The sequence below is a fragment of the Aeromonas sp. R2-4 genome (assembly GCF_040908365.1).
Classification (GTDB): Bacteria; Pseudomonadota; Gammaproteobacteria; order Enterobacterales; family Aeromonadaceae; genus Aeromonas; species Aeromonas veronii.
On the sequence record NZ_JBFODO010000054.1, the window covers coordinates 1 to 26,244 of the forward strand.

General features: G+C 61.0%; 21 protein-coding genes and 1 rRNA gene. 18 read left to right on the forward strand and 4 right to left on the reverse strand.

Annotated elements, in window-relative coordinates; genetic code table 11:
- The 8 genes from rrf to AB5Z05_RS19670 form a co-directional block, all read left to right on the forward strand.
- Positions 1-101 (forward strand): 5S ribosomal RNA (rrf, locus tag AB5Z05_RS19635); the annotation flags it as partial.
- Between the two features lie 165 nt (positions 102-266).
- A complete protein-coding gene (ebgR, locus tag AB5Z05_RS19640) occupies positions 267-1,232 on the forward strand; it encodes a transcriptional regulator EbgR (protein WP_111901720.1) in 966 nt (321 codons plus the stop codon).
- A 321-nt stretch (positions 1,233-1,553) separates the two neighbouring features.
- Entirely contained in the window at positions 1,554-4,628 is a 3,075-nt protein-coding gene (ebgA, locus tag AB5Z05_RS19645; protein ID WP_244774408.1) for a beta-galactosidase subunit alpha, read from the forward strand.
- Entirely contained in the window at positions 4,625-5,080 is a 456-nt protein-coding gene (locus AB5Z05_RS19650; protein ID WP_202044875.1) for a beta-galactosidase subunit beta, read from the forward strand. Before ebgA ends, AB5Z05_RS19650 begins: the two co-directional genes overlap by 4 nt.
- 103 nt (positions 5,081-5,183) lie before the next feature.
- Positions 5,184-6,629, forward strand: coding sequence for an amino acid permease (locus tag AB5Z05_RS19655; RefSeq protein WP_368152839.1), 1,446 nt, complete (start codon positions 5,184-5,186; stop codon positions 6,627-6,629).
- Positions 6,630-6,705: 76 nt separating this feature from the next.
- Complete coding sequence (locus tag AB5Z05_RS19660) at positions 6,706-7,044, forward strand: tRNA-binding protein (RefSeq protein WP_368152840.1); 339 nt, start codon at positions 6,706-6,708, stop codon at positions 7,042-7,044.
- Between the two features lie 166 nt (positions 7,045-7,210).
- Complete coding sequence (locus AB5Z05_RS19665; RefSeq protein ID WP_139494383.1) at positions 7,211-8,656, forward strand: amino acid permease; 1,446 nt, start codon at positions 7,211-7,213, stop codon at positions 8,654-8,656.
- Positions 8,657-8,949: 293 nt separating this feature from the next.
- Positions 8,950-9,900, forward strand: a complete 951-nt coding sequence (locus tag AB5Z05_RS19670; RefSeq protein ID WP_368152841.1) for a bile acid:sodium symporter family protein — start codon at positions 8,950-8,952, stop codon at positions 9,898-9,900.
- A gap of 79 nt (positions 9,901-9,979) precedes the next feature.
- On the opposite strand, the gene ovoA is transcribed toward AB5Z05_RS19670, so the two are convergent.
- Positions 9,980-12,130, reverse strand: a complete 2,151-nt coding sequence (ovoA, locus tag AB5Z05_RS19675; RefSeq protein WP_368152842.1) for a 5-histidylcysteine sulfoxide synthase — start codon at positions 12,128-12,130, stop codon at positions 9,980-9,982.
- A 363-nt stretch (positions 12,131-12,493) separates the two neighbouring features.
- Between ovoA and AB5Z05_RS19680 the strand changes: the two genes are divergently transcribed.
- The gene (locus AB5Z05_RS19680) at positions 12,494-13,216 is read left to right on the forward strand and encodes a head GIN domain-containing protein (protein WP_368152843.1); all 723 of its coding nucleotides are present in this window, start codon (positions 12,494-12,496) and stop codon (positions 13,214-13,216) included.
- A 50-nt stretch (positions 13,217-13,266) separates the two neighbouring features.
- On the opposite strand, the gene fghA is transcribed toward AB5Z05_RS19680, so the two are convergent.
- Together fghA and AB5Z05_RS19690 are read right to left on the reverse strand one after the other, a co-directional pair.
- Positions 13,267-14,103 (reverse strand): S-formylglutathione hydrolase, encoded by an 837-nt coding sequence (gene fghA / locus AB5Z05_RS19685; protein WP_123174019.1) that lies wholly within the window; start codon positions 14,101-14,103, stop codon positions 13,267-13,269.
- Positions 14,104-14,151: 48 nt separating this feature from the next.
- Positions 14,152-15,279, reverse strand: coding sequence for an S-(hydroxymethyl)glutathione dehydrogenase/class III alcohol dehydrogenase (locus AB5Z05_RS19690; protein ID WP_005356101.1), 1,128 nt, complete (start codon positions 15,277-15,279; stop codon positions 14,152-14,154).
- 120 nt (positions 15,280-15,399) lie between these two features.
- On the opposite strand from AB5Z05_RS19690, the gene AB5Z05_RS19695 reads away from it, so the two are divergent.
- Positions 15,400-16,305 carry a LysR substrate-binding domain-containing protein gene (locus AB5Z05_RS19695; RefSeq protein ID WP_005342034.1) on the forward strand — a complete coding sequence of 302 codons (906 nt, stop codon included), beginning with the start codon at positions 15,400-15,402 and terminating at the stop codon, positions 16,303-16,305.
- A gap of 120 nt (positions 16,306-16,425) precedes the next feature.
- Here the strand turns inward: AB5Z05_RS19695 and AB5Z05_RS19700 are convergent, their stop codons facing one another.
- On the reverse strand, positions 16,426-17,289 hold the full coding sequence (locus tag AB5Z05_RS19700) for a YicC/YloC family endoribonuclease (protein ID WP_005356103.1): 864 nt from the start codon (positions 17,287-17,289) through the stop codon (positions 16,426-16,428).
- A 147-nt stretch (positions 17,290-17,436) separates the two neighbouring features.
- Between AB5Z05_RS19700 and rph the strand changes: the two genes are divergently transcribed.
- From rph to AB5Z05_RS19740, 8 genes are all read left to right on the forward strand, one after another.
- Complete coding sequence (rph, locus tag AB5Z05_RS19705) at positions 17,437-18,153, forward strand: ribonuclease PH (protein ID WP_005339589.1); 717 nt, start codon at positions 17,437-17,439, stop codon at positions 18,151-18,153.
- A gap of 75 nt (positions 18,154-18,228) precedes the next feature.
- Positions 18,229-18,882, forward strand: coding sequence for an orotate phosphoribosyltransferase (gene pyrE / locus AB5Z05_RS19710; RefSeq protein ID WP_368152844.1), 654 nt, complete (start codon positions 18,229-18,231; stop codon positions 18,880-18,882).
- Positions 18,883-19,060: 178 nt separating this feature from the next.
- Entirely contained in the window at positions 19,061-21,490 is a 2,430-nt protein-coding gene (locus tag AB5Z05_RS19715; RefSeq protein ID WP_368152845.1) for a heavy metal translocating P-type ATPase, read from the forward strand.
- Positions 21,491-21,880 (forward strand): Cu(I)-responsive transcriptional regulator, encoded by a 390-nt coding sequence (cueR, locus tag AB5Z05_RS19720; protein ID WP_005356117.1) that lies wholly within the window; start codon positions 21,491-21,493, stop codon positions 21,878-21,880.
- 127 nt (positions 21,881-22,007) lie between these two features.
- Entirely contained in the window at positions 22,008-23,162 is a 1,155-nt protein-coding gene (locus AB5Z05_RS19725; RefSeq protein WP_005339596.1) for a GGDEF domain-containing protein, read from the forward strand.
- Between the two features lie 30 nt (positions 23,163-23,192).
- Entirely contained in the window at positions 23,193-23,456 is a 264-nt protein-coding gene (locus AB5Z05_RS19730) for a YihD family protein (RefSeq protein WP_005339598.1), read from the forward strand.
- 155 nt (positions 23,457-23,611) lie between these two features.
- On the forward strand, positions 23,612-25,063 hold the full coding sequence (gene ccoG / locus AB5Z05_RS19735; protein WP_005357450.1) for a cytochrome c oxidase accessory protein CcoG: 1,452 nt from the start codon (positions 23,612-23,614) through the stop codon (positions 25,061-25,063).
- A 103-nt stretch (positions 25,064-25,166) separates the two neighbouring features.
- On the forward strand, positions 25,167-26,156 hold the full coding sequence (locus AB5Z05_RS19740) for a serine/threonine protein kinase (RefSeq protein WP_368152846.1): 990 nt from the start codon (positions 25,167-25,169) through the stop codon (positions 26,154-26,156).
- Positions 26,157-26,244: the final 88 nt, after the last annotated feature.

Below are 26,244 nucleotides of genomic sequence, written 5' to 3' on the forward strand. Positions count from 1 at the left end.
CGCCGTGGAACCACCTGATCCCATGCCGAACTCAGAAGTGAAACGCGGTAGCGCCGATGGTAGTGTGGCATTCGCCATGCGAGAGTAGGACACTGTCAGGCACCTATTTAGAAGAGGCCTCCCATTCGGGAGGCCTTTTTGCATTTCTGCGTTCCAAAAATCTGTCATGCCACCGGCATTTTAGTAAAAGTGCTGGGCTATCAAGGGATTGCCCGTTACTCTTTAGCCGTTGCCGATTAACACGTGATGCTGCCAGCGAGGTATTGATGGCTACGTTGAAGGAAATTGCACAGGAAGCGGGGGTTTCTCTCGCCACGGTATCCCGGGTATTGAACGAGGATCCCAGCCTGAGCGTCAAGGAAGAGACCAAGCAGCGGATCTTCGAGATTGCCGAACGGCTGGAGTACAAGACCAGCAGCGCCCGCAAGGGGGTACACAAGAGCAAGCTGCACTTTCTGGTGGTCTATGCCTATCCCCAGAGTACCGAGGTCAACGACCCTTACTATCTTGCCATCCGTTATGGTATCGAGACCCAGAGTGCCCGCCTCAATATCGAGCTGACTCATCTCTACAACTGTGGTGAAGGGCGTGAATTGAGCGCCGTGGATGGCATCCTGGTGGTCGGCACCCTCACAGCCGAGCGCCTTGCCCAACTCAGGGCTTGTTCCAGCCAGCTGGTGTTTGTCGACTGCCGTTCACAGGGAGAGTTCGACTCGGTCGATGTGGATCTTGCCCTGATCAGCCAGCAGGTCGTCGATTACTTCATCGCGCAGGGGCACCAGCGTATCGGTTATATCGGTGGCCAGGATGAGAGTCCGGATCTGCGCGAACTGGCCTTCCGGGATTATGGCCAGCGGTTGGGGGTGGTGCAGGAGAGCGATCTCTATCGTGGCGACTTCTCCAGCGCTTCCGGCTACCAGTTGGCGAAGGAGATGCTGGCAGGGGATTGGCCCAAGGCGCTTTTCGTCGCCTCCGACTCCATCGCCATCGGTGTGCTGCGTGCCATTCATGAGAAGGGACTGGCGATTCCCCAGCAGATCGAGCTTATCAGCGTCAACGATATCCCGACCGCCAAGTTCACCTTCCCGCCGCTCTCAACGGTGCGGATCCACTCCGAGTTGATGGGCTCTCAGGGGGTTAATCTGCTGGTTGAGCGGCTGCGAGACGAGCGGGATATTCCACTCCGGGTGTTGGTACCGAGCAAGTTGACCCTGCGTGGCACCACTCGCTGATTTTAGTAAAACCACTAGCTTTTTAGTCGCACCATCTTGCGGTGGTGCGACACCTCTCCCAAGTAAACCTCTTTCCTACATCATCCCATTACGTCATATCATATTGTTTTATCGTTGATTTTATTGCAGTTCAGCCAACGGCTATCAACATCTATGCCACTCATCCATATCTTGCCCTCCTTTATCTCCCGCTTCTGATCTCGCTCACAAAACCATCTGTTCATTGTGATCAGGTTAAAACTTTACCAATCCAAAGCTGATATTTAGTAAATGTTTATCTAGAGTTTACCCAGTTAACGTTGCCTTGTTCCGGGAGGACATGTGAATAACTGGGAAAACGTCCAATTCGTTGGTGAAAACAGGCTGGCTCCGCGCGCCTACTTCTTCTCTTATGCCGACCACGGGCTGGCGGCCACTATGCAGCGCGAGCTGAGCCGCCGTTTTCTGAGCCTTGGCGGCCAGTGGCAGTTCCACTACTTCGACCACCCCCTGCAGGTGCCGGAGGCCTTCTATCACAGCCCCATGAGCGAGTGGGGCCAGATCACCGTGCCCAACATGTGGCAGATGGAAGGACATGGTCAGCTGCAGTACACCGACGAAGGTTTTCCCTTCCCCATCGACGTGCCCTTCGTGCCGACCAACAACCCCACCGGCGCTTATCAGCGCAGCTTCATGCTGAGCCCGGCCTGGGACGGCGAGCAGGTGATCATCAAGTTTGACGGGGTGGAGACCTACTTCGAGGTCTATGTGAACGGCCACTACGTTGGCTTCAGCAAGGGCAGTCGTCTCACCGCCGAGTTCGATATCAGCGCCTACGCCAAGGTTGGCGAGAACCTGCTGTCGGTGCGGGTGATGCAGTGGGCTGACTCCACCTATATCGAAGATCAGGACATGTGGTGGATGGCGGGGATCTTCCGCGATGTCTATCTGGTGGGCAAACCGGCCGCCCATGTGCATGACTTCTTCATCCGCACCGCGCTGGCCGATGACAATCAGAGCGCTACCCTGAGCTGTGATATCCAGCTGGAAAATCTGGGGACGCCCGTCCGTGATCACCGTCTGGTCTGGTCGCTCCTGGATCAGGGCAACGAGCTCGCCAGCGGTTTGCTCGATCATCTCGCCATCGACGGCAAGTGTGATTGCCGCTTCACGCTGGATCTGGCCAATCCCCATCTGTGGAGTGCCGAAGATCCTTACCTCTATCAGCTGCAACTCTCCCTCTACAACGGTCAGGGCGAGCTGCTGGAAGTGATCCCGCAGCGGGTCGGGGTGCGTGAAATCAAGGTCAAGGATGGCCTCTTCTACGTCAACGGCCACTACCTCAAGCTGCACGGTGTGAACCGTCACGACAACGACCACCTCAAGAGCCGCGCGGTCGGTATGGACCGTGTTGAGCGTGATATCGTGCTGATGAAGCAGCACAACCTCAACTCGGTGCGCACCGCCCACTACCCGAACGACCCGCGCTTCTATGAGCTGTGCGACCAGTACGGTCTGTTCGTGATGGCGGAGACCGACGTGGAGACCCACGGTTTTGCCAACGTCGGTGATCTCAGCCGCATCACCGACGACCCCTTCTGGGAGCCGGTGTTCGTGGATCGCATCGAGCGCCACGTGCACGCCCAGAAGAACCACCCCTCCATCATCATCTGGTCGCTCGGCAACGAGTCCGGCTACGGCTGCAACATCAGAGCCATGTACCAGCGCTGCAAGGGGATCGACCCGACCCGGCTGGTGCACTACGAAGAGGATCGCGATGCCGAGGTAGTTGATGTGGTGAGCACCATGTATTCCCGCGTCTCCCAGATGAACTGCTTCGGCGAGTTCCCGATGGCGAAGCCGCGCATCCTCTGCGAATACGCCCACGCCATGGGCAACGGCCCGGGCGGTCTTAGCGAATACCAGCAGGTGTTCGACCGCCATCCCCACATTCAGGGCCACTACATCTGGGAGTGGTGCGATCACGGCATTCTGGATCAGGACGAGCAGGGCCGCCCCGTTTACAAGTACGGTGGCGACTATGGCGACTATCCCAACAACTACAACTTCTGCATGGATGGCCTCATCTATCCGGATCAGACCCCGGGGCCTGGCCTGCGCGAATACAAGCAGGTGATCTGCCCGGTCAAGGTGCGCGCGCTGGATCTGGCCAGCGGCAAGCTGGAAGTGGAAAACCGCTACTGGTTCTCCAATCTCGACGACATCCGTCTGCTGGTCGAAGTGAAGGCGGAGGGCGAGCTGCTGGCGAGCCAGCAAATCCGGCTGGAAGGGGTGGCTCCCGGTGCCACTACAGAGCTGCAACTTGAGCTGCCCTCTCTTGATGCGCGGGAAACCTTCGTCCAGCTGCGGGTCATCAAGGCCACTGCCACCCGCTACAGCGCGGCGGAGCACGAGCTGGGCCAGTACCAGTTCCGGCTGAAAGAGTCGACTCGCCAGCTGCAGCCCTTTGCCAATCCCAACGCCACTCCGTTGCAGATTGCCGACGAACGGCTCGCGCTGACCTTGAGCGGCAGCGGCTTCGCCCTGCGCTTCTCGCGCCTCGATGGCAAGCTGGTGAGCTGGCAGCAGGATTGCAATGAGCTTATCGAGCGCTCGCCGCGCCTCACCTTCTTCAAGCCGATGATTGACAACCACAAGCAGGAGTACGAGAGCCTGTGGCACCCCAACCACCTGCAGATCATGCAGGAGCACTTCCGCACTCTGAGCTGGCGTCAGCTGGGCGAGGCGGTCGAGGTAACGGTCGAGAGTCTGATTGCGCCGCCGGTGTTCGACTTTGGCATGCGCTGCCGCTACGTCTACACCCTGAGCCCGAATGGCCAGCTACACGTGGCACTCTCCGGCCAGCCCTACGGCGGTTATGACGACATCATCCCCAAGATCGGCTTCGAGCTGGGCATTCGTCAGGATCTCGACCGGGTGCACTACTACGGCATGGGGCCGGGTGAAAACTATCAGGACAGCCGCCAGAGCAACTGGATCGACAGCTTCCAGAGCACAGTCGGTGAGATGTGGGAGCACTACCCCTTCCCGCAGGACAACGGCAACCGCCAGCAGGTGCGCTGGGCGACCCTGACCAACCGCCACGGCGCCGGTCTCTACGTGCGGCCTGATGCCCCCATCAACCTGAGCGTCTGGCCCTACAGCTGGGAGCATATCCACGCGGCGCAGCACATCAACGAGCTGGAACCGAGCGGCTATCTCACCCTCAACCTGGATCACAAGGTGTTGGGGCTGGGCTCCAACTCCTGGGGCTCCGAGGTGCTGGACTCTTGGCGGGTGCGCTTCGAGCCGTTCAGCTTCGGCCTGACCCTGCTGCCCATCGCCCGTGGCAACCTCAATCCGGCTGCGCTGGCCGGGCTCGATCTCACCATCAACGGCGGGAGGAACCTCGCATGATCACCCTGGACAACCTGACCCTGTTCAAAAACATCTACCGGGAGGGCAAGAAGTGGGGCCGCTGCGTGGAGGCCATCAACAACCTGCCCAACCTCAAGCCCGGCATCTGCCACTCCATCGGTGACTCTCTCACCTACCGCTTGCAGGAGGGGGCCAGCCCGGCCACCTCCCTGTTCGAGGGGCAGCGCCGCTACTTCGATCTCCACTACTACCTGGAAGGGGAAGAGACGGTGGAGTGGGCTGCCAAGACAGATCTGCGGGTCGAGCAGGCTTATGACGACACCACCGACCGCGAGTGGCTGGCAGGCGAGGTGCGTGAGCGCCAGCAGGTGGGTAATGGGCAGGTAGTGATCTTCGAGAACGACGAGGCTTACCGATTCGTCGGCGACAGCCCGGTGCGCAAGGTGATCATCAAGGTCACCGTCGAAGGCGGCTACTTCAAAAACAAATAACAAGCCGCCGGTTCTGCACTGATAAAAGCCGGAAGGGCGGGGCTCACCCTACAACTAATGCCCCGCCCTTTCGCCGAGATAACTACAGGTCTGGAGATGCACCATGTCTGATTCCAAACGCAATACGATAGGCAAGTTTGGTCTGCTGTCGCTCACCTTCGCGGCGGTATTCAGCTTCAACAACGTCATCAACAACAACATCGAGATCGGTCTGGCCTCGGCCCCGATGTTCTTTCTGGCCACCATTTTTTACTTCATTCCGTTTTGCCTGATCATTGCGGAGTTCGTGTCACTGAACAAAAACTCCGAAGCAGGGGTGTATGCCTGGGTGAAGAGCTCCCTCGGCGGTCGCTGGGCCTTCATCTCCGCCTACACCTACTGGTTCGTGAACCTGTTCTTCTTCACCTCCCTGCTGCCGCGGGTTATCGCCTACGCCTCCTATGCCTTCCTCGGCTACGAGTACATTCTCACCCCGGTGGCGACCACGGCGTTGAGCATGGTGCTGTTTGCCTTTGCCACTTATGTCTCTACCAATGGTGCCAAGATGCTTGGTCCCATCACCTCGGTGACCTCGTCCCTGATGCTGCTGCTGACCCTCTCCTACATCCTGTTGGCGGGTGCGGCACTGGTGGGCGGCGTGCAGCCGGCTGACCCCATCACGGTAGAGGCCATGGTCCCCGATTTCAGCTGGGCCTTCCTCGGCATCACCACCTGGATCTTTATGGCAGCCGGTGGCGCCGAGTCGGTGGCGGTCTACGTCAATGACGTGAAAGGGGGCTCCAAATCCTTCGTGAAGGTGATCATCGTCGCCGGGATCTTTATCGGAGTGCTCTACTCCATCGCATCGCTTTTGATCAACGTGTTCGTCCACAGCGACACCCTGAAATATACCGGCGGCTCGGTGCAGGTGTTTGAAGGGCTGGCAGCCTACTTCGGCCTGCCGGAGATCCTGATGAACCGCTTCGTCGGTCTGGTCTCCTTCACCGCCATGTTCGGCTCCCTGCTGATGTGGACGGCGACCCCGGTGAAGATCTTCTTCTCCGAGATCCCTGCCGGCATCTTCGGCAAGAAGACGGTCGAGCTGAACGAGAACGGCGTACCCGCCCGCGCTGCCTGGATCCAGTACCTCATCGTGCTGCCGCTGATGGTGATCCCGACTTTGGGCTCCAACACAGCGCAGGATCTGATGAACACCGTCATCAACATGACCGCCGCCGCCTCTATGCTGCCGCCGCTGTTCATCATGCTGGCCTACCTCAATCTGCGCCTGAAGCTCGACCACCTGCCACGGGATTTCAAGATGGGCTCACGTACCACCGGCATCGCTGTGGTCTCGGTGCTGATCGCCATCTTCTCGGTGGGCTTCCTCGCCTCCACCTTCCCGACCGGCGCCGACATCATGACCATCATCTTCTACAACGTCGGCGGGATCGTGATCTTCCTCGGCTTCGCCTGGTGGAAGTACAACCGCTACGAGGCTTCCCTCAGCGCCGAGGCGCGCGCGAAAGAGGCCGAGCCGGCGGCGCAGGTCGCCATGCAGGCACCATAAACACAGCATTTACTCCCAATCAAATCGGGTGGCCGTTGGCCACCCGCAAACCGTTGAACCAGAAAAGGAAAAGAGAATGAGCGAGACGATCGAGTTTGCCGAATTCAAGCGGGTCGAGATGAAGGTGGGCAAGATACTGGAGGTGGTGCGTCACCCCGGGGCCGACAAACTCTACATCGTCCAGATCGACGTGGGTGGCGAGCGGCCGCTGCAGACTGTCACCAGTCTGGTGCCCTACTACAGCGAAGCGGAGCTGATGGGCAGCGAGGTGGTGGTACTGACCAACCTCAAGCCCACCAAAATGCGCGGTGAGCGATCCGAGTGCATGTTGCTCTGCGCCGAGACCCCGGACGAGAGCCAGAGCGTGCTGTTGCAACCGCGGGTGCCGATGGCGCCGGGCACTCCGATCGTCTGAATGGTATTGCGAGCCGGTGCGGGAGACGGCACCGGTTCACCAACGAGGCCGTCCACGCGGCCCGATCATAACAAGAGAGTAAAGCGCGGGGCCGACAGACCCTTGCCGAACACATCACAGAGTCACAGCGTTACCCGCAGGGAGCGCGAGTCCACTGGAGGACACCATGTCTGAATCCGTACGCGGCACCATAGGCAAGTTTGCCCTGTTGTCGATGACCTTTGCCGCCGTGTTCAACGTGCGCAACATCGTCAACAACAACATCGAGCTGGGGCTCAGCTCCGCCCCCATCTTCCTGCTGGCGACCATCGTCTACTTCATCCCGTTCGTCTTCATCATTGCCGAGTTCGTCTCGGCCAACAAAAACTCCGAGTCGGGGATGTACGACTGGCTTAAAAAACCGCTCGGCACCCGGATGGCCTATCTGGGCTCGTTTCTCTACTGGTTCGTGAACCTGTTCTGGTTCGTCTCCCTGCTACCCAACGTCATCGCCTACGCCTCCTACGCCATGCTGGGCTATGAGTACAGCTTCTCGCCCATGGTCACCTCGATCATCTCCATCGTGCTGTTTGCGGCGGCGACCCATATCTCCACCAAGGGGGCGAGCTGGCTCGGCAAAATTGCCGAAATAGTGGCCTACGGGGTGTTTGCCCTGTTCGCCATCTATGTGCTGGGTGCCCTCATGGCTCTGAGTGGCGATCATGTGCCGGCTCAGCCCATCACGCTGGAGGCGATGACTCCCACCGTCAACTGGGCGACGCTGGGCATCATGTGCTGGATCTTCCAGGCGGCGGGCGGTGCCGAGACGGCGGCGGCCTACCTCAATGATGTGAAGGGCGGCCAGAAGTCCTTCATCAAGGTGATCATCAGTGCCGGTATCGTCATTGGTGCCATGTATGCGGTCGGTTCCCTCTTGGTGAACGTGTTCGTGCCGCGCGAGAGCCTCACCTATGCCGGCGGCATGGTGGAGATCTTCACCGGCATGGCGCAGTATTTCGGGCTCTCCGAGGCGCTGGTGGGCCGCTTCGTCGGTGTGGTGCTGTTCATCGCCATGTTCGGCTCCATGATGATGTGGACCTCGGCGCCGGTGAAGATCCACTTCTCCGAGATCCCGCAGGGGGTTTACGGCGAGAAGACCACCCAGCTCAACGAGCACGGCGTGCCGGTACGCGCCGCTTGGTGGCAGTTTGTTTTCGTGTTCGCGATGCTGGTGGTCAACGGCTTCGGCTCCGAGTCGGTGCAGCAGATGATGAACACCGCCATTAACCTCACCGCCGGTACCGCCATGTTGCCGCCGATCTTCATCATGGTGGCCTACTTCGTGTTCCGCTGGAAACATGACGACACCCCCCGCGATTTCCGCATGGGGTCGCGCAAGTTCGGGATGGGCGTGGTGTCGGTGCTGATTGCCATCTTCGTGGTGAGCATGAGCGCCTCCGCCTTCCCGGCCGGGGTGGATCTGGTGCGTGCCTTCTTCATCAACGTCTTTATGACCGCGGTCTTCTCGGCGCTGGCCTACTGGTGGATCTCCCGTTTCGAGAAGCGGCAGGCCCGCAAGCTCGGTGGCAATGAGAAGAAAAGCGGCAACGGCAAGCTGGCCAGCCAGCGCTGATTGGCTGGGTGAAAAAGCGTGACGGGCGGCCTTGGTCGCCCGTTTTTTTATCCATTTCGCGCCGGTTTGGCGCTATCTGGCCGCGGGTCATCAACTTCCGCTATTCGACAAAGTAAAGGCGTTAAGCATTGATGAACAATTAACCGCTGCACAACGTTGCGCCTCTCCGTTATCGGGGTAAGCTGGAGGTTCGCTTTAGCGGGAGGTGCCAGACATCTCCCGCTCTGTTTCTTGTCCTCCCCAATCCTGACTGTCGCCATGGCTGCAGGATGCCCTTCTGATGGAGACCTTTCGTGCGTCTGGATCCCTTTACTGTTGTGCTGATTGCGGTGGTCACCCTGGCCTCCCTCTTTCCCTGCGAGGGGCAGGTGGCTGTCTGGTTCGGTCTGCTGACCAAGCTGGCGGTGGCGCTCCTGTTCTTCATGCATGGCGCCAAGCTGTCGCGCCAGAACCTGCTGGCGGGCCTCGGCCACTGGCGGCTCCATCTGGTGGTGATGCTCAGCACTTTCGTGCTGTTTCCGCTGCTCGGGCTGCTGCTCACCCCGCTGGTACCGAGCTGGCTGAGCCCGGCCATCTACCTCGGCTTCCTCTATCTCTGCGCCCTGCCTGCCACCGTGCAGTCGGCCATCGCCTTTACCTCGATGGCGGGGGGCAATGTGTCGGCGGCGGTGTGCAGCGCCTCGGCCTCCAGCATCCTCGGGATCTTCCTCTCGCCGGTGCTGGTGGGGATGATGATCCACGTGCAGGGGGAGGGGATCGACACCTGGCACTCCATCCAGTCCATCATGATGCAGCTGATGCTGCCATTCGTGGTCGGCCACCTGTCACGCCCGCTCATTGGTCGCTGGGTCGACAGCCACCGTCCGCTCATCGGCAAGCTGGATCAGAGCTCCATCCTGCTGGTGGTCTACGTCGCCTTCAGCGAGGCGGTGGTGCAGGGGATTTGGCATCAGGTCGGCTGGTACGATCTGGCCAGTATCGTGCTGCTGAGCTGTGTCTTGCTGGCGCTGGTGCTCTGCTGGAACGTCTGGATCAGCCGTCGCCTCGGCTTCGACAAGGCGGACGAGATCACCATCGTCTTCTGCGGTTCCAAGAAGAGCCTCGCCAACGGGGTGCCGATGGCCAACGTCATGTTCCCGGCCGCCAGCGTCGGTGTCATGGTCTTGCCGCTGATGATCTTCCACCAGATCCAGCTGATGGTCTGCGCCGTGCTGGCGCGCCGCTATCACGAGCAGGGAGGGTGATACTCGCGCCGTTTTGGCTGTCATAACAAGAGGGAGGCCCGTTGGCCTCCCTCTTTTCATCTGCATGTCGATCGGCGTGCTAGCGTTTGCGCCAGACGGTCAGCTGCGCCACCGTGTGCTGGTATTTGCGGGCGGTCTCGCGGATGACGAAAGGCACATCCCGCGGCGGGCAGTGCTCCTCGAACTCCGCCGCCAGCAGCCGTTGCAGCGCCTGATAGGTGGTGAGCGCCTCGCCGTTTTCACGAATGCCGCCGAGCCAGTTGGCGGGCGGGGTATATTCCGCCAGCCAGGTATAAGGGCTGGTAAGCACCAGCAGGCCACCGCTGCGTAGCCGGGGGGCGATATCCCGCAGGAAGCGAGCGGGCTCCCGCAACCGATCGATGAGGTTGGAGGCGAGCACCAGATCGTAGTGGTCATATTTGGGCTTGAGGTTGCAGGCATCCCCCTGACTGAAGTGGATGCGCTCAGCCTGACTTGCCCCCAGCCCGTGGCTCGACAGGCGCGCCTCGCAATACTCCACCAGTTCACCCTCCAGCGGAATGGCGTAGCGGAAGCTGTCCTGGCTGGCGAGGGCCAGCGCCACATCGATGAAGCGGGCCGAGTAGTCCACCCCGTCCACATGCTGGAAGTGGCGAGCCAGTTCGAAGCTGGCGCGGCCGGTGGCACAGCCGATATCCAGTGCCCGCTGGTGGTTGCTGCACAGCTCGCCAGCAAGATCAGCAAGCGTCTTGGCGTAGTTGGCTACCCCGAAGTGGCTCGGGCCGTACTGGAAGTCGAGATATTGAGCGACCAGCGTGTCGGTTTCATAGGGATTCACGATAACGGGTTCCTGATAACGGGAGACCAGATAGCGGAAACCCGCATGCTGGAAAAAGTGACGCCGGAAGGCGTAACGGGATGATTTGAGCGCTTCGTTACCCGTGCTGATCCAGCTGCCGCCCTTGATGAGGGTGTGCTTGCCATCAAAGGTGGGGGTAGAGAAGTCGTCGTAGAGCGGGTGGATTTTAAAGCCGTCGAAGCCATCGATAGCGGTGCTGGTCCACTGCCAGACATTGCCCACCAGATCGAAGAACTCCCCTTGCGGGCAGGCATCCACCGAGCAAGAGGAGGCGAAACGGGTCAGATTGATATTGCCGGGGGCCTGTGTCCAGTCCGGCTGATCGCCGGGAACTTGCTCGCGCAGCAGCATCCATTCTGCCTCGCTCGGCAGCTGGATGGGGAGTCCGGTCCGGGCCGCCTTCCAGCGACAGAAGGCAGCCGCTTCCAGCTGGTTGACCTCGACTGGCCAGTCCCAGGGCATGGCGACCTGCTCGGTCATCAGCCGCAGCTGCAATTGTTCGGGCTTGGTGGAATCACCCACCCAGAAGGTGGGCATCTGCGCCTTGGCATACTGACACCAACCCCAGCCTTCCTCATCCCACCACTGTTGCTGGCCGTAGCCGCCCGCCTGTACGAAGGCGAGGTACTCGGCATTGCTCACCAGCATGCGGCTGGCCTGAAACGGGGCCAGCTCGATATGGCGCTCGCCATATTCGTTGTCCCAGCCGTAGGTGGCGTCCCGCTTGCCAAGGCGCACCTTGCCGCCGGCCACCGGCAGCAGGCTGTTGGCGGGCACCTGATCAATTCGGTGGCGGGCTTCGGTACAGGTGGGCCAATAAGGCTGCGGCCGTACCCAGGCGAGTGGCAACTGGCGGATCAGCACGCTGGAGGTTTCGAGGTGGATGCGCTCGTGCTCTATCCCCATCAGGATCACCCAAGCCGGGCTCTGCCAGTCGATGGGCAGAGTGAGCGGCATCTGGCGAATAAAATCGCACACCAGCGAACGGACTTTGGCTCGATAGCTGCGCAGCTCGGCGACTTTTGGCCAGTCATAGTGGGTCTCGTCCAGATCGTCCCAGCTCATCTCATCCACTCCGATGGCGACCATGGCCTCAATGCGGGCATCCAGCCGCTGATCGATCAGGCGCGCCGCCAGCAGCTTGTTGATAAAGAAGGCGGCGGTGTGGCCGTAGTAGAAGATGAGCGGGTGGCGCAGCGGGATCGCCTTGTTGAACCAGGCCCGCTCATCGGCCAGACAGTCGAACAGCGAGTCGTAGAGATCGAAGGTCTGGCAGAAGTAGGCGAGCAGTTCGCGCCGTTTCTGCTCGGGATCGCTGCCGGTCAGCAGCGGGGTGCGAGTCGGTTCCGGCAGACCGGTGGCGGTGGCATAGAGAGGGCTTGCTTGGGTCACGCTCTGGCTCCTTGTTGGCAGTGAAGACTGACAAGACAGTGGTAATGACATTACCGCAATGGAGAGCTTGGTACGCACGAAGTACCACTATTGGCTCAACAGACCGGCAGGGCAATTAAAAACTTCCACGGGCTGTCAGCATAGTGACCGGCAGGACGACCCGCCAATCAGCCACAATCATATCCGTTCGAGAATGGTTATTTTCACCAAAATATGGTCTAAATGGCTCTCTTAATTCTTCGGTTTGTTCTGGGTTTAATGGTTATTTCCTTTTGAATCATTAGGTTAATTTTTGGCTCACGCTTTGCAGAGCATGAAAACCAATTGGCCCTGGATGGCCAACACATAAGGAGGAGAGTAGTGATGAAATGGATGATGGTTGTCATGTTGATGGCTGGGCTCAGTGGTTGTCACTGGCTGGATCGGACCAGAGTGACCGGAACGGGGGCTGTGGTCGAGCGCCAGCAGGCGCTCGGTGACGGGGTGACCCGGGTGCTGGCGGGGGTGCCTGCCACCCTCCATCTGGTCGCGGGGGAGCCGCGCGGCATCCTGATCAAGGGGCAGGAGAACCTGCTGCCCTATCTGGTGCTGACCGAGAGCGGCGACAAGCTGGAGATCGAGGTGAAGGAGGGTTACCGGCTCGATCCTACCGAGCCGCTGGAGCTGACCATCACCTTGCCTGTGCTGAACGAACTGGCATTGGCCGGGACCGGCAACGGCGATCTGAGCGGCTTCAAGGGGGATGAGCTGGTGCTGTCAGTGGCCGGTACCGGTGACATCGTCGCCAGTCAGCTGGAGCTGAAACGGCTGGAAGGGAATATCGCAGGCACTGGCAGTCTGGAGCTGGGTAGCGGTTCGGCACAAGCCATCGAGCTGAACATTGCCGGTGCTGGCGATGTGCTCGGGAGCGAGATGCGCGGCAACGAGGTAGAGGTCAATATCGCCGGCAGCGGTGATGTGGCGGTACGGGCGCAGGATACGCTGAAAGTCGGCATCGCCGGCTCAGGCAACATCGCCTACTGGGGCGATCCCAAGGTGGAGCAGCAGATCGCAGGCTCCGGCGGCGTGACCCGAGCGGGCAGCTGATATCAACCGATCACCACAACTGAAACAGGCCCGTCACTGGCCTGTGTTGATCAGAGGTGGCGGGCGTGAAAGCGCAGGTGCGCCTCGATGAAGCTCGCCACGAAGTAGTAGCTGTGGTCATAGCCCTCGTGGCGGTTGAGCTCCAGCGGCCACTCCTTGCTGGCGGCCACTTCGGCCAGCGCATCGATATGCAGCTGCTCGGCGAGGAAGGGATCATCCAGCCCCACATCCACCAAGGTTGGTAGCGGTGTAACCGGCTGGTGGCGCAGCAGCTGGCAGGCATCCCACTCCTGCCACAACAAGGGATTGCTGCCGAGGTAGGCGCCGAGCGCCTTCTGGCCCCAGGGGCAGCGGCTCGGGTGGCAGATCGGGCTGAACGCCGACACCGAGCGGTAGCGACCCGGCTCCCGCAACGCGGCGATCAGCGCACCGTGACCGCCCATGGAGTGGCCGCTGATGGCGCGCCGGGTCGAGACCGGGAAGTGGGTCTCTATCACATCGGGCAGCTCGCGGGTGACGTAGTCATACATCTGGTAGTGAGCCTGCCAGGGGCTCTGGCTGGCATTGACGTAAAAGCCTGCTCCCATGCCGAGGTCATAACCGGGATCGTCTGCCACCCCGTCGCCGCGGGGGCTGGTGTCCGGCGCCACCAGGGCGATGCCGAGCTCGGCGGCGATGCGCTGGGCGCCCGCCTTCTGCATAAAGTTCTCATCGGTGCAGGTGAGGCCGCTGAGCCAGTAGAGCACGGGCACCTTCTGGCCGGTGAGGGCCTGAGGTGGCAGATAGATGGCAAAATTCATCTCGCAGCCGAGTACGCTGGCGTGGTGGCGATAGCGCTTGTGCCAGCCGCCGAAGCTCTTGTTGCTGCTGATAATCTCCAGATTCATCGAAGGACTCCTGCACCCCGCCCACGATTGCGGGCGGGGTGATCATGCTCAGTAGTGGATGACGGTGCGGATGCTCTTGCCTTGGTGCATCAGCTCGAACGCCTCGTTGATCTGCTCAAGCCCCATGGTGTGGGTGATGAAGTCATCGAGGCGGAACTCACCCTGCATGTAGCGCTGCACATAGCTCGGCAGCTCGCTGCGACCGCGTACCCCGCCGAAGGCGCTGCCGCGCCAGACCCGACCGGTCACCAGTTGGAACGGACGGGTACTGATCTCCTGACCCGCTCCGGCGACGCCGATGATGACCGACTCGCCCCAACCCTTATGGCAGCACTCCAGCGCCGCACGCATCACCTTGACGTTGCCGATGCACTCGAAGGAGAAGTCGACGCCGCCATCGGTCAGCTCGACGATCACTTCCTGAATCGGTTTGTCGTAATCGTTCGGGTTGATGCAGTCGGTGGCACCCAGCTTGCGGGCCAGTTCGAACTTGCTCTCGTTGATGTCGATGGCGATGATGCGGCCGGCCTTGGCCAGACGGGCGCCGATCACCGCGGAGAGGCCGATGCCGCCCAGCCCGAAGATGGCGACGCTCTCACCCTCCTTCACCTTGGCGGTGTTCATCACGGCGCCGATGCCAGTGGTGACGCCGCAGCCGAGCAGGCAGACCTCTTCCAGCGGGGCGGCCGGGTCCACCTTGGCGATGGAGATCTCCGGCAGTACCGTGTATTCGCTGAAGGTGGAGGTGCCCATGTAGTGATAGATGGGCTGGCCATCTTTCGAGAAGCGGGTGGTACCGTCCGGCATCAGCCCCTTGCCCTGGGTGGCGCGGATCTTCTGGCAGAGATTGGTCTTGCCGGATTTGCAGAACTTGCACTCGCCGCACTCGGGGGTGTAGAGCGGGATCACGTGATCGCCCACCTTGACGCTGGTGACCCCTTCGCCGACCGATTCGACGATGCCGCCCCCCTCGTGGCCGAGAATACAGGGGAAGACCCCTTCCGGATCTTCACCGGAGAGGGTGAAGGCATCGGTGTGGCAGACGCCGGTCGCGACGATGCGCACCCGCACTTCGCCCGCTTGCGGTGGCATGACCTCGACTTCTTCGATGGAGAGGGGCTGACCCGGACCCCAGGCGATGGCGGCCTTACACTTGATGCTTTGAACCTGTGCCATGAATGACATCCTTCTTGTTGAGCAGGGTGAACAGAGATGAGTTCGGACATTCAGTGTAGTTTCCCGTCGATTTGGTGATAATGAGGGCAAATCTCAAATCACTTTTACACACAGGTAATAATGTTCGGCTGGGAAGGGATCTGTGAATTTGTCAGCGTGGCGGAGCAGGGGGGCTTTACCCCGGCTGCGCGCAAGCTGGGAGTGTCGGTGGCGCAAGTCAGCCGTCAGGTGGCACAGCTGGAAGATCGGCTGCAGGCCAAGTTGCTGCTGCGTACCACCCGTCAGGTGCGGCTCACCGAGCTTGGCGAGATCTACTATCGCCACTGCCGTCAGCTGCTCGACAACCTCTACGAGGCGGAGCTGGCGGTGGGGCGTCATCAGGCGGTGCCGCAGGGTACCCTGCGCATCACGGCCCCCGTCTCCTACGGCGAGAGCCGCATCGCCCCGCTGGTGAACGACTTCATGGTGCGTTTCCCCCAGCTGGAGGTGACCCTCAACCTCACCAACCAGCTGCTGGATCTGGTGCATGAGGGTTACGATCTGGCGCTGCGGCTCGGCCATCTCAAGGATTCGACGCTGGTGGCGCGCAAGCTGGCGCAGCGGGTGCCCTATGTCTGCGCCTCACCGGCCTATACCGCCCGCCACGGCATCCCCAACAGCCTCTCCGAGCTGACCCGCCACACCTGTCTGGTGGGCAACAGCGACGAGTGGCACTTCACCCTGGATGGCCGCCCCCACAGCGTGCGGGTGCGCGGCTTGCTGCAGTGCAACAGCGGCCACGCCCTGCTGGACGCGGCGCTCAAGGGGATCGGCATCATCCAGCTGCCGGACTACTACGTGAGCGACCATCTGGCCCGAGGGGAGCTGATCGAGTTGCTGCCTGAACTGCGGGCCCCGGCGGAGGGAATCTGGGCCCTCTATCCCCACAACCGCCACCTCTCCCCCAAGGTGCGGCTGCTGGTGGACTATCTGGCCGAGCGGCTGAGCGACCCTCACCAACCGGCGCTGGTGATGCCGATAGGCTAGGGCTCTCCCCAGCCGTTGACTCACCGGCGGCGGGCGACAGGTGCGATGGCCTGAAAATAAAAGAGCCCTTGAGGAATCAAGGGCTCTTTTGCAGGCAACAACCGGATAGTCAGCGACTCATCACTCGATGTTTTGGATTTGCTCGCGCATCTGCTCGATAAGGACCTTCAGCTCGACGGCGGACTGGGTCACTTCGGCGTTGATCGACTTTGAACCAAGCGTGTTCGACTCGCGGTTGAACTCCTGCATCATAAAGTCGAGACGACGGCCGCAGGCGCCACCCTTCTTCATGATCTTGTTGGTCTCGCTGATGTGCATCTCCAGACGATCCAGCTCTTCGGCTACGTCGATCTTCTGGGCCAGCAGCACGATCTCCTGCTCGATGCGGGCCGGATCCAGCTCAACCTTGGCTTCGGCCAGCCGGTCGGTGAGCTTCTGGCGCTGCCACTCGATGATCTGCGGCAGGTGTTCGCGCACCTTCTTCACTTCCACCTGAATACCGGCCAGACGCTGCTCGATAAGCGCCTTGAGATTGGCCCCTTCGCTGGCGCGGGAGGCGAGGAAATCTTCCATGGTCTGGTCAAAACCGCCGAGCAGCTCGGTGGCGACCGCGTCCATGTCCTGTTCGGCGGCAGCCATGACACCCGGCCAACGCAGTACGTCGACCGGATTGAGTTGGCCCTGACCCGCCTCTTTCATTACCCAGCTGGCGCTGTCGATGATGAGCTTGGCCAGCTCTTCATTGATGTGCAGCTGGCTGGCGGCGGCTTGCGCGGCCTCAAAGCGCAGGTTGCACTCCACCTTGCCGCGCTGCAGCTTGGCGCGGAAACGCTCACGCAGAACCGGTTCCAGGCTGCGCAGTTGCTCCGGCAGGCGAATGTAGGTTTCCAGATAGCGCTGGTTTACCGAACGAATTTCCCAAACGGCTGTGCCCCAGTCGCCCTTGAATTCCTTGCGGGCGTAGGCGGTCATGCTGTGAATCATTGATTGTTCCGGGCTTGATGAAGTGTGCGGCCAGTATACTCAGCCCGGCCCTGCTCGTCAGCCGATGCCGTGGTTTTAGCGGCTGATATTTGGGGCGGGATCACTTATAATCCCCCGCCAATTTGAGCCAGCCCAGAGGTCCGTTCCATGTCACGTCCAAGCGATCGCAGTGCCGCGCAACTTCGCCCGGTTACCATTACCCGCAATTTCACCAAACATGCAGAAGGCTCAGTGCTGGTGGAGTTCGGTAACACTCGCGTGCTCTGCACCGCCAGCGTCGACACCAGCGTGCCGCGCTTCCTGAAAGGGAAGAATCAGGGCTGGGTGACCGCCGAATACGGCATGCTGCCGCGCTCCACCCACTCCCGGATGAACCGCGAAGCGGCCTCCGGCAAGCAGAGTGGCCGTACTCTGGAGATCTCCCGTCTGATCGCCCGCTCCCTGCGCGCGGCGGTAGATCTGACTGCGCTGGGCGAGCACTCCATCACAGTTGACTGTGACGTGCTGCAAGCCGATGGCGGCACCCGCACCGCCTCCATTACCGGTGCCTGCGTGGCGCTGGTGGATGCGCTGAACTGGATGGTCGAGAAGGGCATGATCAAGCAGAGCCCGCTCAAGCAGATGATCGCCGCAGTCTCCGTCGGCATGTATCAGGGCGAAGCCATCTGCGATCTGGAGTATATCGAAGACTCCGCCGCCGAGACCGACATGAACGTGGTGATGACCGAAGATGGTCGCATCATCGAGGTGCAGGGCACCGCGGAGGCCGAGCCCTTCACCCATGAAGAGTTGCTGGAGATGCTGGCGCTCGCCAAGGGCGGCATCGCCGACATCATTGCGCTGCAGAAGCAGTCGCTCTCCTGATTTTAAAAACGCGGCATTGACCGCGTTTTTTTATACCCCCACACAAGACAACGACAAGCCAAGCAAGGAGCCAGAATGAAAGCCTACCAGCGTCAATTTATCGAGTTCGCCCTGGAGAAACAGGTCCTCAAATTCGGTGAATTTACCCTGAAATCCGGTCGTAAAAGCCCCTACTTCTTCAACGCCGGTCTGTTCAACAGCGGCCGCGATCTGGCCCGTCTCGGCCGCTTCTATGCCGCCGCTCTGATGGATGCCGGTATCGAGTTCGATGTGCTGTTTGGCCCGGCCTACAAGGGGATCCCCATCGCCTCCGCCACTGCAGTGCAGCTGGTGGAGCAGCACGATGTGGATGTGCCCTGGTGCTTCAACCGCAAGGAGGCCAAGGATCACGGCGAGGGCGGCAATCTGGTGGGCAGCCCGCTCAATGGGCGCATCATGCTGGTGGATGACGTCATCACCGCTGGTACCGCCATCCGCGAATCCATGGATCTGATCCAGGCCAACGGCGCCTCGCTGGCGGGTGTGCTGATCGCGCTGGATCGTCAGGAGAAGGGCAAGGGTGAGCTCTCCGCCATTCAGGAGGTGGAGCGTGACTACGGCGCCCACATCATCGCCATCATCCAGATGAGCGACTTGATCCAGTATCTGGAAGAGAAGCAGGCCGAACAGCCGGAGCTGGCAGCGCAACTGGCGGCCATGAAGGCTTACCGCGCTCAGTACGGTATCTGAGTTCAGCTCACACCGCGCAATAGCTGAATGCGGCGCCCGTTTGTTCTCTGGCAGCAAACGGGCGCCGTTTTTTCATCTGCAAAAAGTGGATCATGTGGCTTGAGCTTGCCCTTACAGTAAAGGTTAGGGTTTGCCAGTCGGCGTTTTGTGGTGCCGACGGGTTCCGGGGAGGAACAACATGACCACTCATCTTCAATCACCCATTCATCTGCAGTTGCCGCTCAGCGGCATGAGCTGCGCCAACTGCGCAGGCCGCATCGCGACCAGCCTCAACAAACTCGACGGGGTATCGGCCACCGTCAACTTCGCGCTGGAGCAGGCGGCCATCGAGCTGGCCAGCCCCGATCGCCTGCCTGCGGTGCTCGACAGCATCAAGAGTCAGGGTTACGACTACGGCAGCGAGACCTTTTTGTTCCAAATTACCGGCATGACTTGTGCCGGTTGTTCGGCTCGGTTGAACAAGATGCTGGCCGCGCTGCCCGGCGTTATCTCGGCCGAGGTCAATTTCTCTATCGAACAGGCCCGCATCGTGCTGGTCCCCGGGATGCAGACGCCCGCCGCTTTGCGCGAGCAGATCGAAGCGCTCGGCTTTGGCGCCCAGCTGGCACAGGGTTCAGCCAGCGGCCGCCGCCAGCAGTTGCTGGAGCGGGAAGCGCAGGAGGCCGCCACTGCCCGTCAGGCGCAAACCCGGGTCATCGTATCGGCCCTGCTGACCCTGCCGCTGCTGGTGGGGATGCTGGCCATGGCTGGGTTGTTTCCCTGGCATCTGCCCGCCTGGCTCGAGCTGCTGCTCGCCACCCCGGTGCAGTTCTGGGTAGGCAGACGCTTCTATCGTGGTGCCTGGCTCGCCATCAAGAACCGCGCAGCCAATATGGATGTGCTGGTAGCAACCGGTACCAGCGCCGCCTACTTCTACAGCCTCTATCTACTGCTGACGCTGGGGATGGCCGCCAGCGGCAAGCTCTATTTCGAGGCGAGCGCCATCATCATTACCCTGATTTCGTTGGGGAAACTGCTGGAAGCTCGGGCCAGACGCAGCACCCAGTCCGCCATTCGCGAACTGATGGCGCTGCGGCCGGAAACCGCCACCGTCTGGCGTGGCGAGAGCTGGCAGAGCGTCGCCATCGACGAGGTGCTGCGTGGCGATCGGCTGCGGGTGCTGGTGGGTGAGCGGGTGCCGGTGGACGGCAAAATCGTGAGCGGCGCCAGCGAGCTGGATGAGTCTATCCTCACCGGCGAGAGTCTGCCGGTGCCGCGCAGTGTGGGCGACAAGGTGCTGGGTGGCGCTATCAACCGCTCCGGCGTGCTGGAGATCGAAGCCACTACCGTGGGGGAGGACTCCAGTCTCAGCAAGATTATCGCATTGGTGGAGAGTGCCCAGATGGGCAAGGCCCCGCTGCAGCAACTGGTGGACAAGGTTTCTGCCGTGTTCGTACCGGTGGTGATGGCCATCGCCCTGTTCACCCTGCTGGTGTGGTACGCCATCAGCAACGACTTCGGTCAGGCGCTGCTGGCAGCGGTGGCGGTGCTGGTGATCGCCTGCCCCTGTGCGCTGGGGCTGGCCACACCGGCGGCCATCGTCACCGGCACCGGCGTCGCGGCGCGCCACGGCATCCTGATCAAGGATGTGGATACCTTGCAGAAGGCCCACGCCATCAAGGCGCTTATCTTCGACAAGACCGGCACACTCACTCAGGGCAAGCCTGTACTGGCGAGCTGGAGTGGCAACGACGAGCAGCTGCGCCTCGCCGCCGCCCTGCAGCAGGCGAGCGAACACCCGCTGGCGCTGGCCATACGCGAGGCGGTCGGCAGCGGGGTGGCACTGCCTCAGCCGGAGGCGGTGGAGGTGCGGGTCGGTGCCGGCATAGTCGGTCAGGTGGCGGGCCACAGTGTCGCCATCGGCAATGGTTCCCTGCTAGCCCAGCTCGGCATTGAACCGCCGCAACAGGATGAACAAGCCGCCGATGGGGCGACCCGGGTTTGGGTTGCCATCGACGGTGCTGTGGTTGGTATCGCTGCTTTGGCCGATACGCTGCGCCCCGAGAGCCCGGAAGCCATCGCCACCCTGCGCCAGCGCGGCATCGCCAGCTGGCTGGTGAGCGGCGATGCACCGGCGCCGGTGGCCCATATCGCCGCCAAGCTGGGGCTGGACGGGGCCTTTGACTCCGTGCTGCCAGCGGGCAAGGTGGAGAAAGTGGAGGCGCTGCGGGCGCAAACCCGCGGGCTGGTGGCCATGGTGGGGGATGGGGTGAACGATGCCCCGGCACTGGCGGCGGCGGACGTCGGTATCGCCATGGGCTCCGGCTCCGATGTGGCGATGGAGACCGCCTCCATCACCCTGATGCGATCTGACCCGCGGCTGGTGGCCGATGCCATCGACATCTCGGCGGCGACCTGGCGCACCATACAGCAGAATCTGTTCTGGGCCTTCGTGTTCAATATCATCGGCATTCCGCTGGCGGCACTGGGCTACCTCAGCCCCGAGCTGGCGGGGGCGGCCATGGCCCTGAGCAGCATCACCGTTTTGAGCAATTCCCTGTTATTGAAACGCTGGCAGCCCAGGGCGGCGCACGGGCCAGCATCCAACCCGATCAGTAAGGAGGCATAAATGAACATCAGCAAGGTTGCCAAGGCCACTGGGCTGACCGCCAAGACCATCCGTTATTACGAGAGCATTGGCCTCATCACAGCCCCGGTACGCAGTGACAACGGCTATCGCAGCTACACCGAGGGGGCGTTGCGCGAGCTGCGTTTCGTCAAGCGGGCGCGGGAGACCGGCTTCAATCTGGAGGAGTGTCAGGAGCTGCTGGCGCTCTATCGGGACGAGCACAGAACCAGTGCCCAGGTGAAGAAGCTGGCGCAGGAGAAGATCGTCGATCTGCGGGCTCGCATCGCCGGCTTGCAGGCCATGCTTACCTCCCTGGAAGGGCTGGTCTGCTGCTGCCACGGGGATGAAAATCCCGAGTGCCCGATCCTCGACGAATTGGAGAAGGGGTGAGCAAGGACTCACCTGCCAGCGCAGAAGAAATCGTTATTGATTGATTAACTTCTTAATAAGCGGCGCTTTATTGTTGCGGGTCAGGGGGTAATGGTAGACTGCTCGGCTCTTGTACAGGAGTACTCAGTTGACCCAGAGTGTGACACGCCAGGTTAAGCAGGCCATTATGGCCCAGCTCTATACCCATGCATCGTTCAGTCTCCCCTGTTTGGGCGTGTTGGCATTTGGCTGGAGTCTGCTGTTTCACGACTATCTACCCGCCATCGAGGCGCTCGGTTGGCTGGCAGGCACTTTCCTGTGGTTGCTGGGGCGGGGCTGGCACCTGCGCTGGCGTCGAGCCCGCCTGCACCAGACTCCGCTGCCGGTGCTGGAGCGGGAGCTCTTTATCGGAGCCACCATCACCTCCATCATCTGGGCTCTCGGGGTGCTGCTCTACATGGACAAGCTGCCCGATACCTACCGGGCCGCCATGATGATGCTCTCCAGCCTCATTCTTACCGGCAGCGCCATCATGCTGTTTGGCAGCCGCCGCACCCTCTATGGTTCCGCCCTGCCGCTGGGCATGGCGATGCTGTTCGAGCTGGGCAATGGCAACGAGCAGGAGCGGATTGTCTCCTGCATGCTGGCGGGCTATCTGTTTGTCTTTCTGCCGACCCTGTTGCGCCGGATGCGGCGGGATCAGATCGCCTCGCTCCACCACCGTTTCTCCAACGCCGAGCTGGTGGCCGAACTGAAGGCGGTCTCCGAGCATTTGCGCCTCACCTCCCGCCTCGACGGCCTGACCGGCATCGCCAACCGCGCCCATCTCGACGACTCTCTGGAGCGGGCCTGGCGGCGCTGTCACCGCGCCCGGGCGCCGTTGTCGCTGGTGCTGGTGGATGTGGATTACTTCAAGCAGTTCAACGATCTCTACGGCCATCAGCTGGGGGATGACTGCCTGCAACAGGTGGCTGGCTTGCTGGCCGAGGTGGAGCGGCGTGAGGACGATCTGGCGGCCCGTTACGGTGGCGAAGAGTTTGCCTTGCTGCTGCCCTGCACCGGCATGCAGGGGGCACTGCAGGTGGCCGACAATGTGCGGCAGGCGCTCAAGGAGCTGGCCATCCCGCACCAGAAGTCACTGGTCTCCGGTCGGGTCACATGTAGTTTTGGTGTTGCGACACTGATACCGGACAACAGCATGAAAATCGCCGATTTGATCCAAAAAGCGGATGCGGCACTCTATCAGGCCAAGCATAATGGGCGGGATCGAATCGAAGTAGCCTTGATGGGTAAGGTTGCCTGAATTTAACGTGACAGATTAAAGAGGTTGTCTATGCAATGTCATCGTATCGAAGAGCTGCTGGAGTTGTTGCAGCCTGCCTGGATCAAGGAACAGGATCTCAGCCTGGTGCAGTTTGTTGCCAAACTTGCCCAAGAAGCGGGATTTGAAGGGCCTCTGTCCGAGCTGACCGACGACATGCTGATCTATCACCTCAAAATGCGGGAATCCGACAAGCAGGCGATGATCCCCGGTCTGGCCAAGGATCATGTGCCCGATTTCAAAGAGGCACTGCTCAAGGCACGCGGAATCAAGTGAATCTTTAACGGAAGCGCATCACCTTGGGGTGATGCGCTTTTTTGTTGCCAAAAATTGCGATCCAACCCCAATATTAGATACATCTAATCCACACAATTAGCATGCTGTTTAAGATATAATCCGCTCCATAACAAATAAGGGAGCGATGTCTTGCAATGGCCGACCACGATAAAATCGATATCAAGGACGTCACCGACAAGGGCGTAACCGGGACTTTCAACCCCAATACGTTCAAAGCCAGCGACGACAGATTCAACCCGGGCAACCGCATCTATGTGCGGGCCCAGAAAGGGTATTGGCAGCGGATGCGCAAGGCCATGGGCTGGTTCTTTGTGGCGCTGTTCGTGCTGCTGCCCTGGCTGCGTTACGACGGGCGACAGGCGGTGCTGTTCGACCTCGGTCACCAGCAGTTCCATATCTTTGGCGCCACCATCTGGCCGCAGGATCTGACCCTGCTCGCCTGGCTCTTCATGATCGCCGCCTTCGGACTCTTCTTTATTACCACCTTCCTCGGTCGGGTCTGGTGTGGCTATCTCTGCCCGCAGACGGTCTGGACCTTCATGTTCATCTGGTTTGAAGAGAAGCTGGAAGGGCCCGCCAACAAACGGCGCAAGCTGGACGAGGCACCCTGGAGCGGCGAGAAGCTGGCTCGCAAGGGGGCCAAGCATCTGGCCTGGCTGGCGATCTCTCTGGTGACCGGCCTGACCTTCGTCGCCTACTTCCAGGATGTAACTGAACTGGTGCCGGACCTCTTCACCCTGCAGGCCAGCGGATGGGTGCTGTTCTGGGTGATCTTCTTCACCATCATTACCTACGGCAACGCTGGCTGGATGCGTGCCATCATGTGTATCCACATGTGCCCCTATGCCCGCTTCCAGTCCGCCATGTTCGACAAGGACACCTTCATCGTCGGCTATGACACCAAGCGTGGCGAGACCCGTGGCGCCCGCTCCCGCAAGGCGGATCCCAAGGCGATGGGGTTGGGTGACTGTATCGACTGCGATCTCTGCGTGCAGGTCTGCCCGACCGGTATCGATATCCGCGACGGCCTGCAGTACGAGTGCATCAACTGCGGTGCCTGCGTCGATGCCTGCGACCAGACCATGGAGCGGATGGGCTACCCGAAAGGGCTCATCAGCTACACCACCGAGCATAAGCTGGCCAACGACTCGACCCATGTGGCGCGGCCCAAGCTGATTGGTTACGGGCTGGTGATGGCGGTGATGCTGGGGGTCTTTGTCTACAACGCCATGTCCATCATGCCGATGGGGCTCGATATCCTGCGGGATCGCAACCAGCTGTTCCGCGAGAACAGCGAGGGGCTGATTGAGAACACCTACACCCTCAAGATCCTCAACAAGACCCTGCAGTCCCAGACCTACCAGCTGGATGTGGAGGGCTTGCCCGAGTATCAGTGGTTCGGCCCCCGTGAAGTGACCCTGAAGGCGGGCGAGATCTACACCCTGCCGGTCAGTCTGGCGGTCGATCCTTACAACCTGAAACGGCCGGCGCTGGATATCCAGTTCGTGCTGAAACGGGAGGGTGCGGCGCCCGATGACAGCAAGGGCAACCTGCGCCAGGGCAGCAAGTTTATCAGCCGGTTGTAACTGCGTGTGGCTGCGGGTCGGGCGTGACACCAGTCCGGTCACCAGCGAGCACGGCAATGCCGGTCAGTAGTGATAGAATGGGGCGCAACGGCGCCCCTTTCTTATGGTGGATGACATGCGTTTCAACTATTCCGACCTCAATCCCGACCTCATCATGGATGCGCTCGATCTCAGTGGCCTGCGGCTCGACTCCGGCCTTATCGAGCTCAACAGCTACGAAAACCGGGTCTATCAGTTTCAGGATGAGGATCGTCGCCGCTATGTGGTGAAGTTCTACCGTCCCGGCCGCTGGAGCCGGGCCCAGATCCTCGAGGAGCACGAGTTTGCCACCCGTCTCGCGGAGGCTGAGATCCCGGTCGCCGCACCGCTCGCCTTCGCGGGCGAGACTCTGCTGGAGCACGAGGGCTACCCCTTTGCCATCTGGCAGAGCGTCGGTGGCCGCCAGTTCGAGGTGGATAACCTCGATCAGCTGGAGTGGGTGGGGCGTTTCCTCGGCCGCATTCATCAGATCGGCGCCAGCAAGCCGTTTCACCATCGGGTGCGGCTCGATGTGGAGAGCATGCTGCACGAACCGCGTCAGCTGCTGGCGTCTGGCGAATGGCTGCCGAGCGGGCTGGCGAAGCAATTCTTCGGGGTACTCGACGAGCTGATCAAGCATGTCAGCGACGCCATGACCCTGGATGTGGCGCAGATCTCCCTGCATGGCGATTGCCACCCGGGCAACATCCTGTGGCGCGATGGCCCCATGTTTGTCGACCTCGATGATTGCCGCACCGGCCCCGCGATTCAGGATCTCTGGATGATGCTGAGCGGCGAGCGCCACGAGCAGCAGATCCAGCTCGACACCCTGCTGGCGGGCTACGAGGAGTTTATGGAGTTCGACTCGCGGGAGCTGGCGCTGATCGAGCCGCTGCGGGCGATGCGCATCGTTCATTACATGGCCTGGCTGGCACGGCGCTGGGAAGATCCTGCCTTCCCCCGTCACTTCTCCTGGTTCAATACCGATCACTACTGGCGTCAACAGATAGCGACACTGCACGATCAGCTGGAGGCACTGAAGGCGCCACCGTTGAGTCTGATGCCAAACTGGTGAAATAGAAGGGATCTTGCGCGGCAAGGGGGACTCGATCTCCGGCCCTGACCATTGACGTCAGCATGGCGAAACAATAGGCTTGGCACTG

Excerpts from the sequence above, each read along its gene's own strand:
- AB5Z05_RS19655 (WP_368152839.1), top strand. The coding sequence starts at position 5,184 with ATGTCTGATTCCAAACGCAATACGATAGGCAAGTTTGGTCTGCTGTCG.
- fghA (WP_123174019.1), bottom strand. The coding sequence starts at position 14,103 with ATGAATCTGGAGATTATCAGCAGCAACAAGAGCTTCGGCGGCTGGCAC.
- rph (WP_005339589.1), top strand. The coding sequence starts at position 17,437 with ATGTCACGTCCAAGCGATCGCAGTGCCGCGCAACTTCGCCCGGTTACC.
- AB5Z05_RS19700 (WP_005356103.1), bottom strand. The coding sequence starts at position 17,289 with ATGATTCACAGCATGACCGCCTACGCCCGCAAGGAATTCAAGGGCGAC.
- AB5Z05_RS19690 (WP_005356101.1), bottom strand. The coding sequence starts at position 15,279 with ATGGCACAGGTTCAAAGCATCAAGTGTAAGGCCGCCATCGCCTGGGGT.
- AB5Z05_RS19680 (WP_368152843.1), top strand. The coding sequence starts at position 12,494 with ATGAAATGGATGATGGTTGTCATGTTGATGGCTGGGCTCAGTGGTTGT.
- cueR (WP_005356117.1), top strand. The coding sequence starts at position 21,491 with ATGAACATCAGCAAGGTTGCCAAGGCCACTGGGCTGACCGCCAAGACC.
- AB5Z05_RS19660 (WP_368152840.1), top strand. The coding sequence starts at position 6,706 with ATGAGCGAGACGATCGAGTTTGCCGAATTCAAGCGGGTCGAGATGAAG.
- AB5Z05_RS19650 (WP_202044875.1), top strand. The coding sequence starts at position 4,625 with ATGATCACCCTGGACAACCTGACCCTGTTCAAAAACATCTACCGGGAG.
- AB5Z05_RS19730 (WP_005339598.1), top strand. The coding sequence starts at position 23,193 with ATGCAATGTCATCGTATCGAAGAGCTGCTGGAGTTGTTGCAGCCTGCC.
- AB5Z05_RS19665 (WP_139494383.1), top strand. The coding sequence starts at position 7,211 with ATGTCTGAATCCGTACGCGGCACCATAGGCAAGTTTGCCCTGTTGTCG.
- ebgR (WP_111901720.1), top strand. The coding sequence starts at position 267 with ATGGCTACGTTGAAGGAAATTGCACAGGAAGCGGGGGTTTCTCTCGCC.
- AB5Z05_RS19715 (WP_368152845.1), top strand. The coding sequence starts at position 19,061 with ATGACCACTCATCTTCAATCACCCATTCATCTGCAGTTGCCGCTCAGC.
- ccoG (WP_005357450.1), top strand. The coding sequence starts at position 23,612 with ATGGCCGACCACGATAAAATCGATATCAAGGACGTCACCGACAAGGGC.
- AB5Z05_RS19740 (WP_368152846.1), top strand. The coding sequence starts at position 25,167 with ATGGTGGATGACATGCGTTTCAACTATTCCGACCTCAATCCCGACCTC.
- AB5Z05_RS19695 (WP_005342034.1), top strand. The coding sequence starts at position 15,400 with ATGTTCGGCTGGGAAGGGATCTGTGAATTTGTCAGCGTGGCGGAGCAG.
- pyrE (WP_368152844.1), top strand. The coding sequence starts at position 18,229 with ATGAAAGCCTACCAGCGTCAATTTATCGAGTTCGCCCTGGAGAAACAG.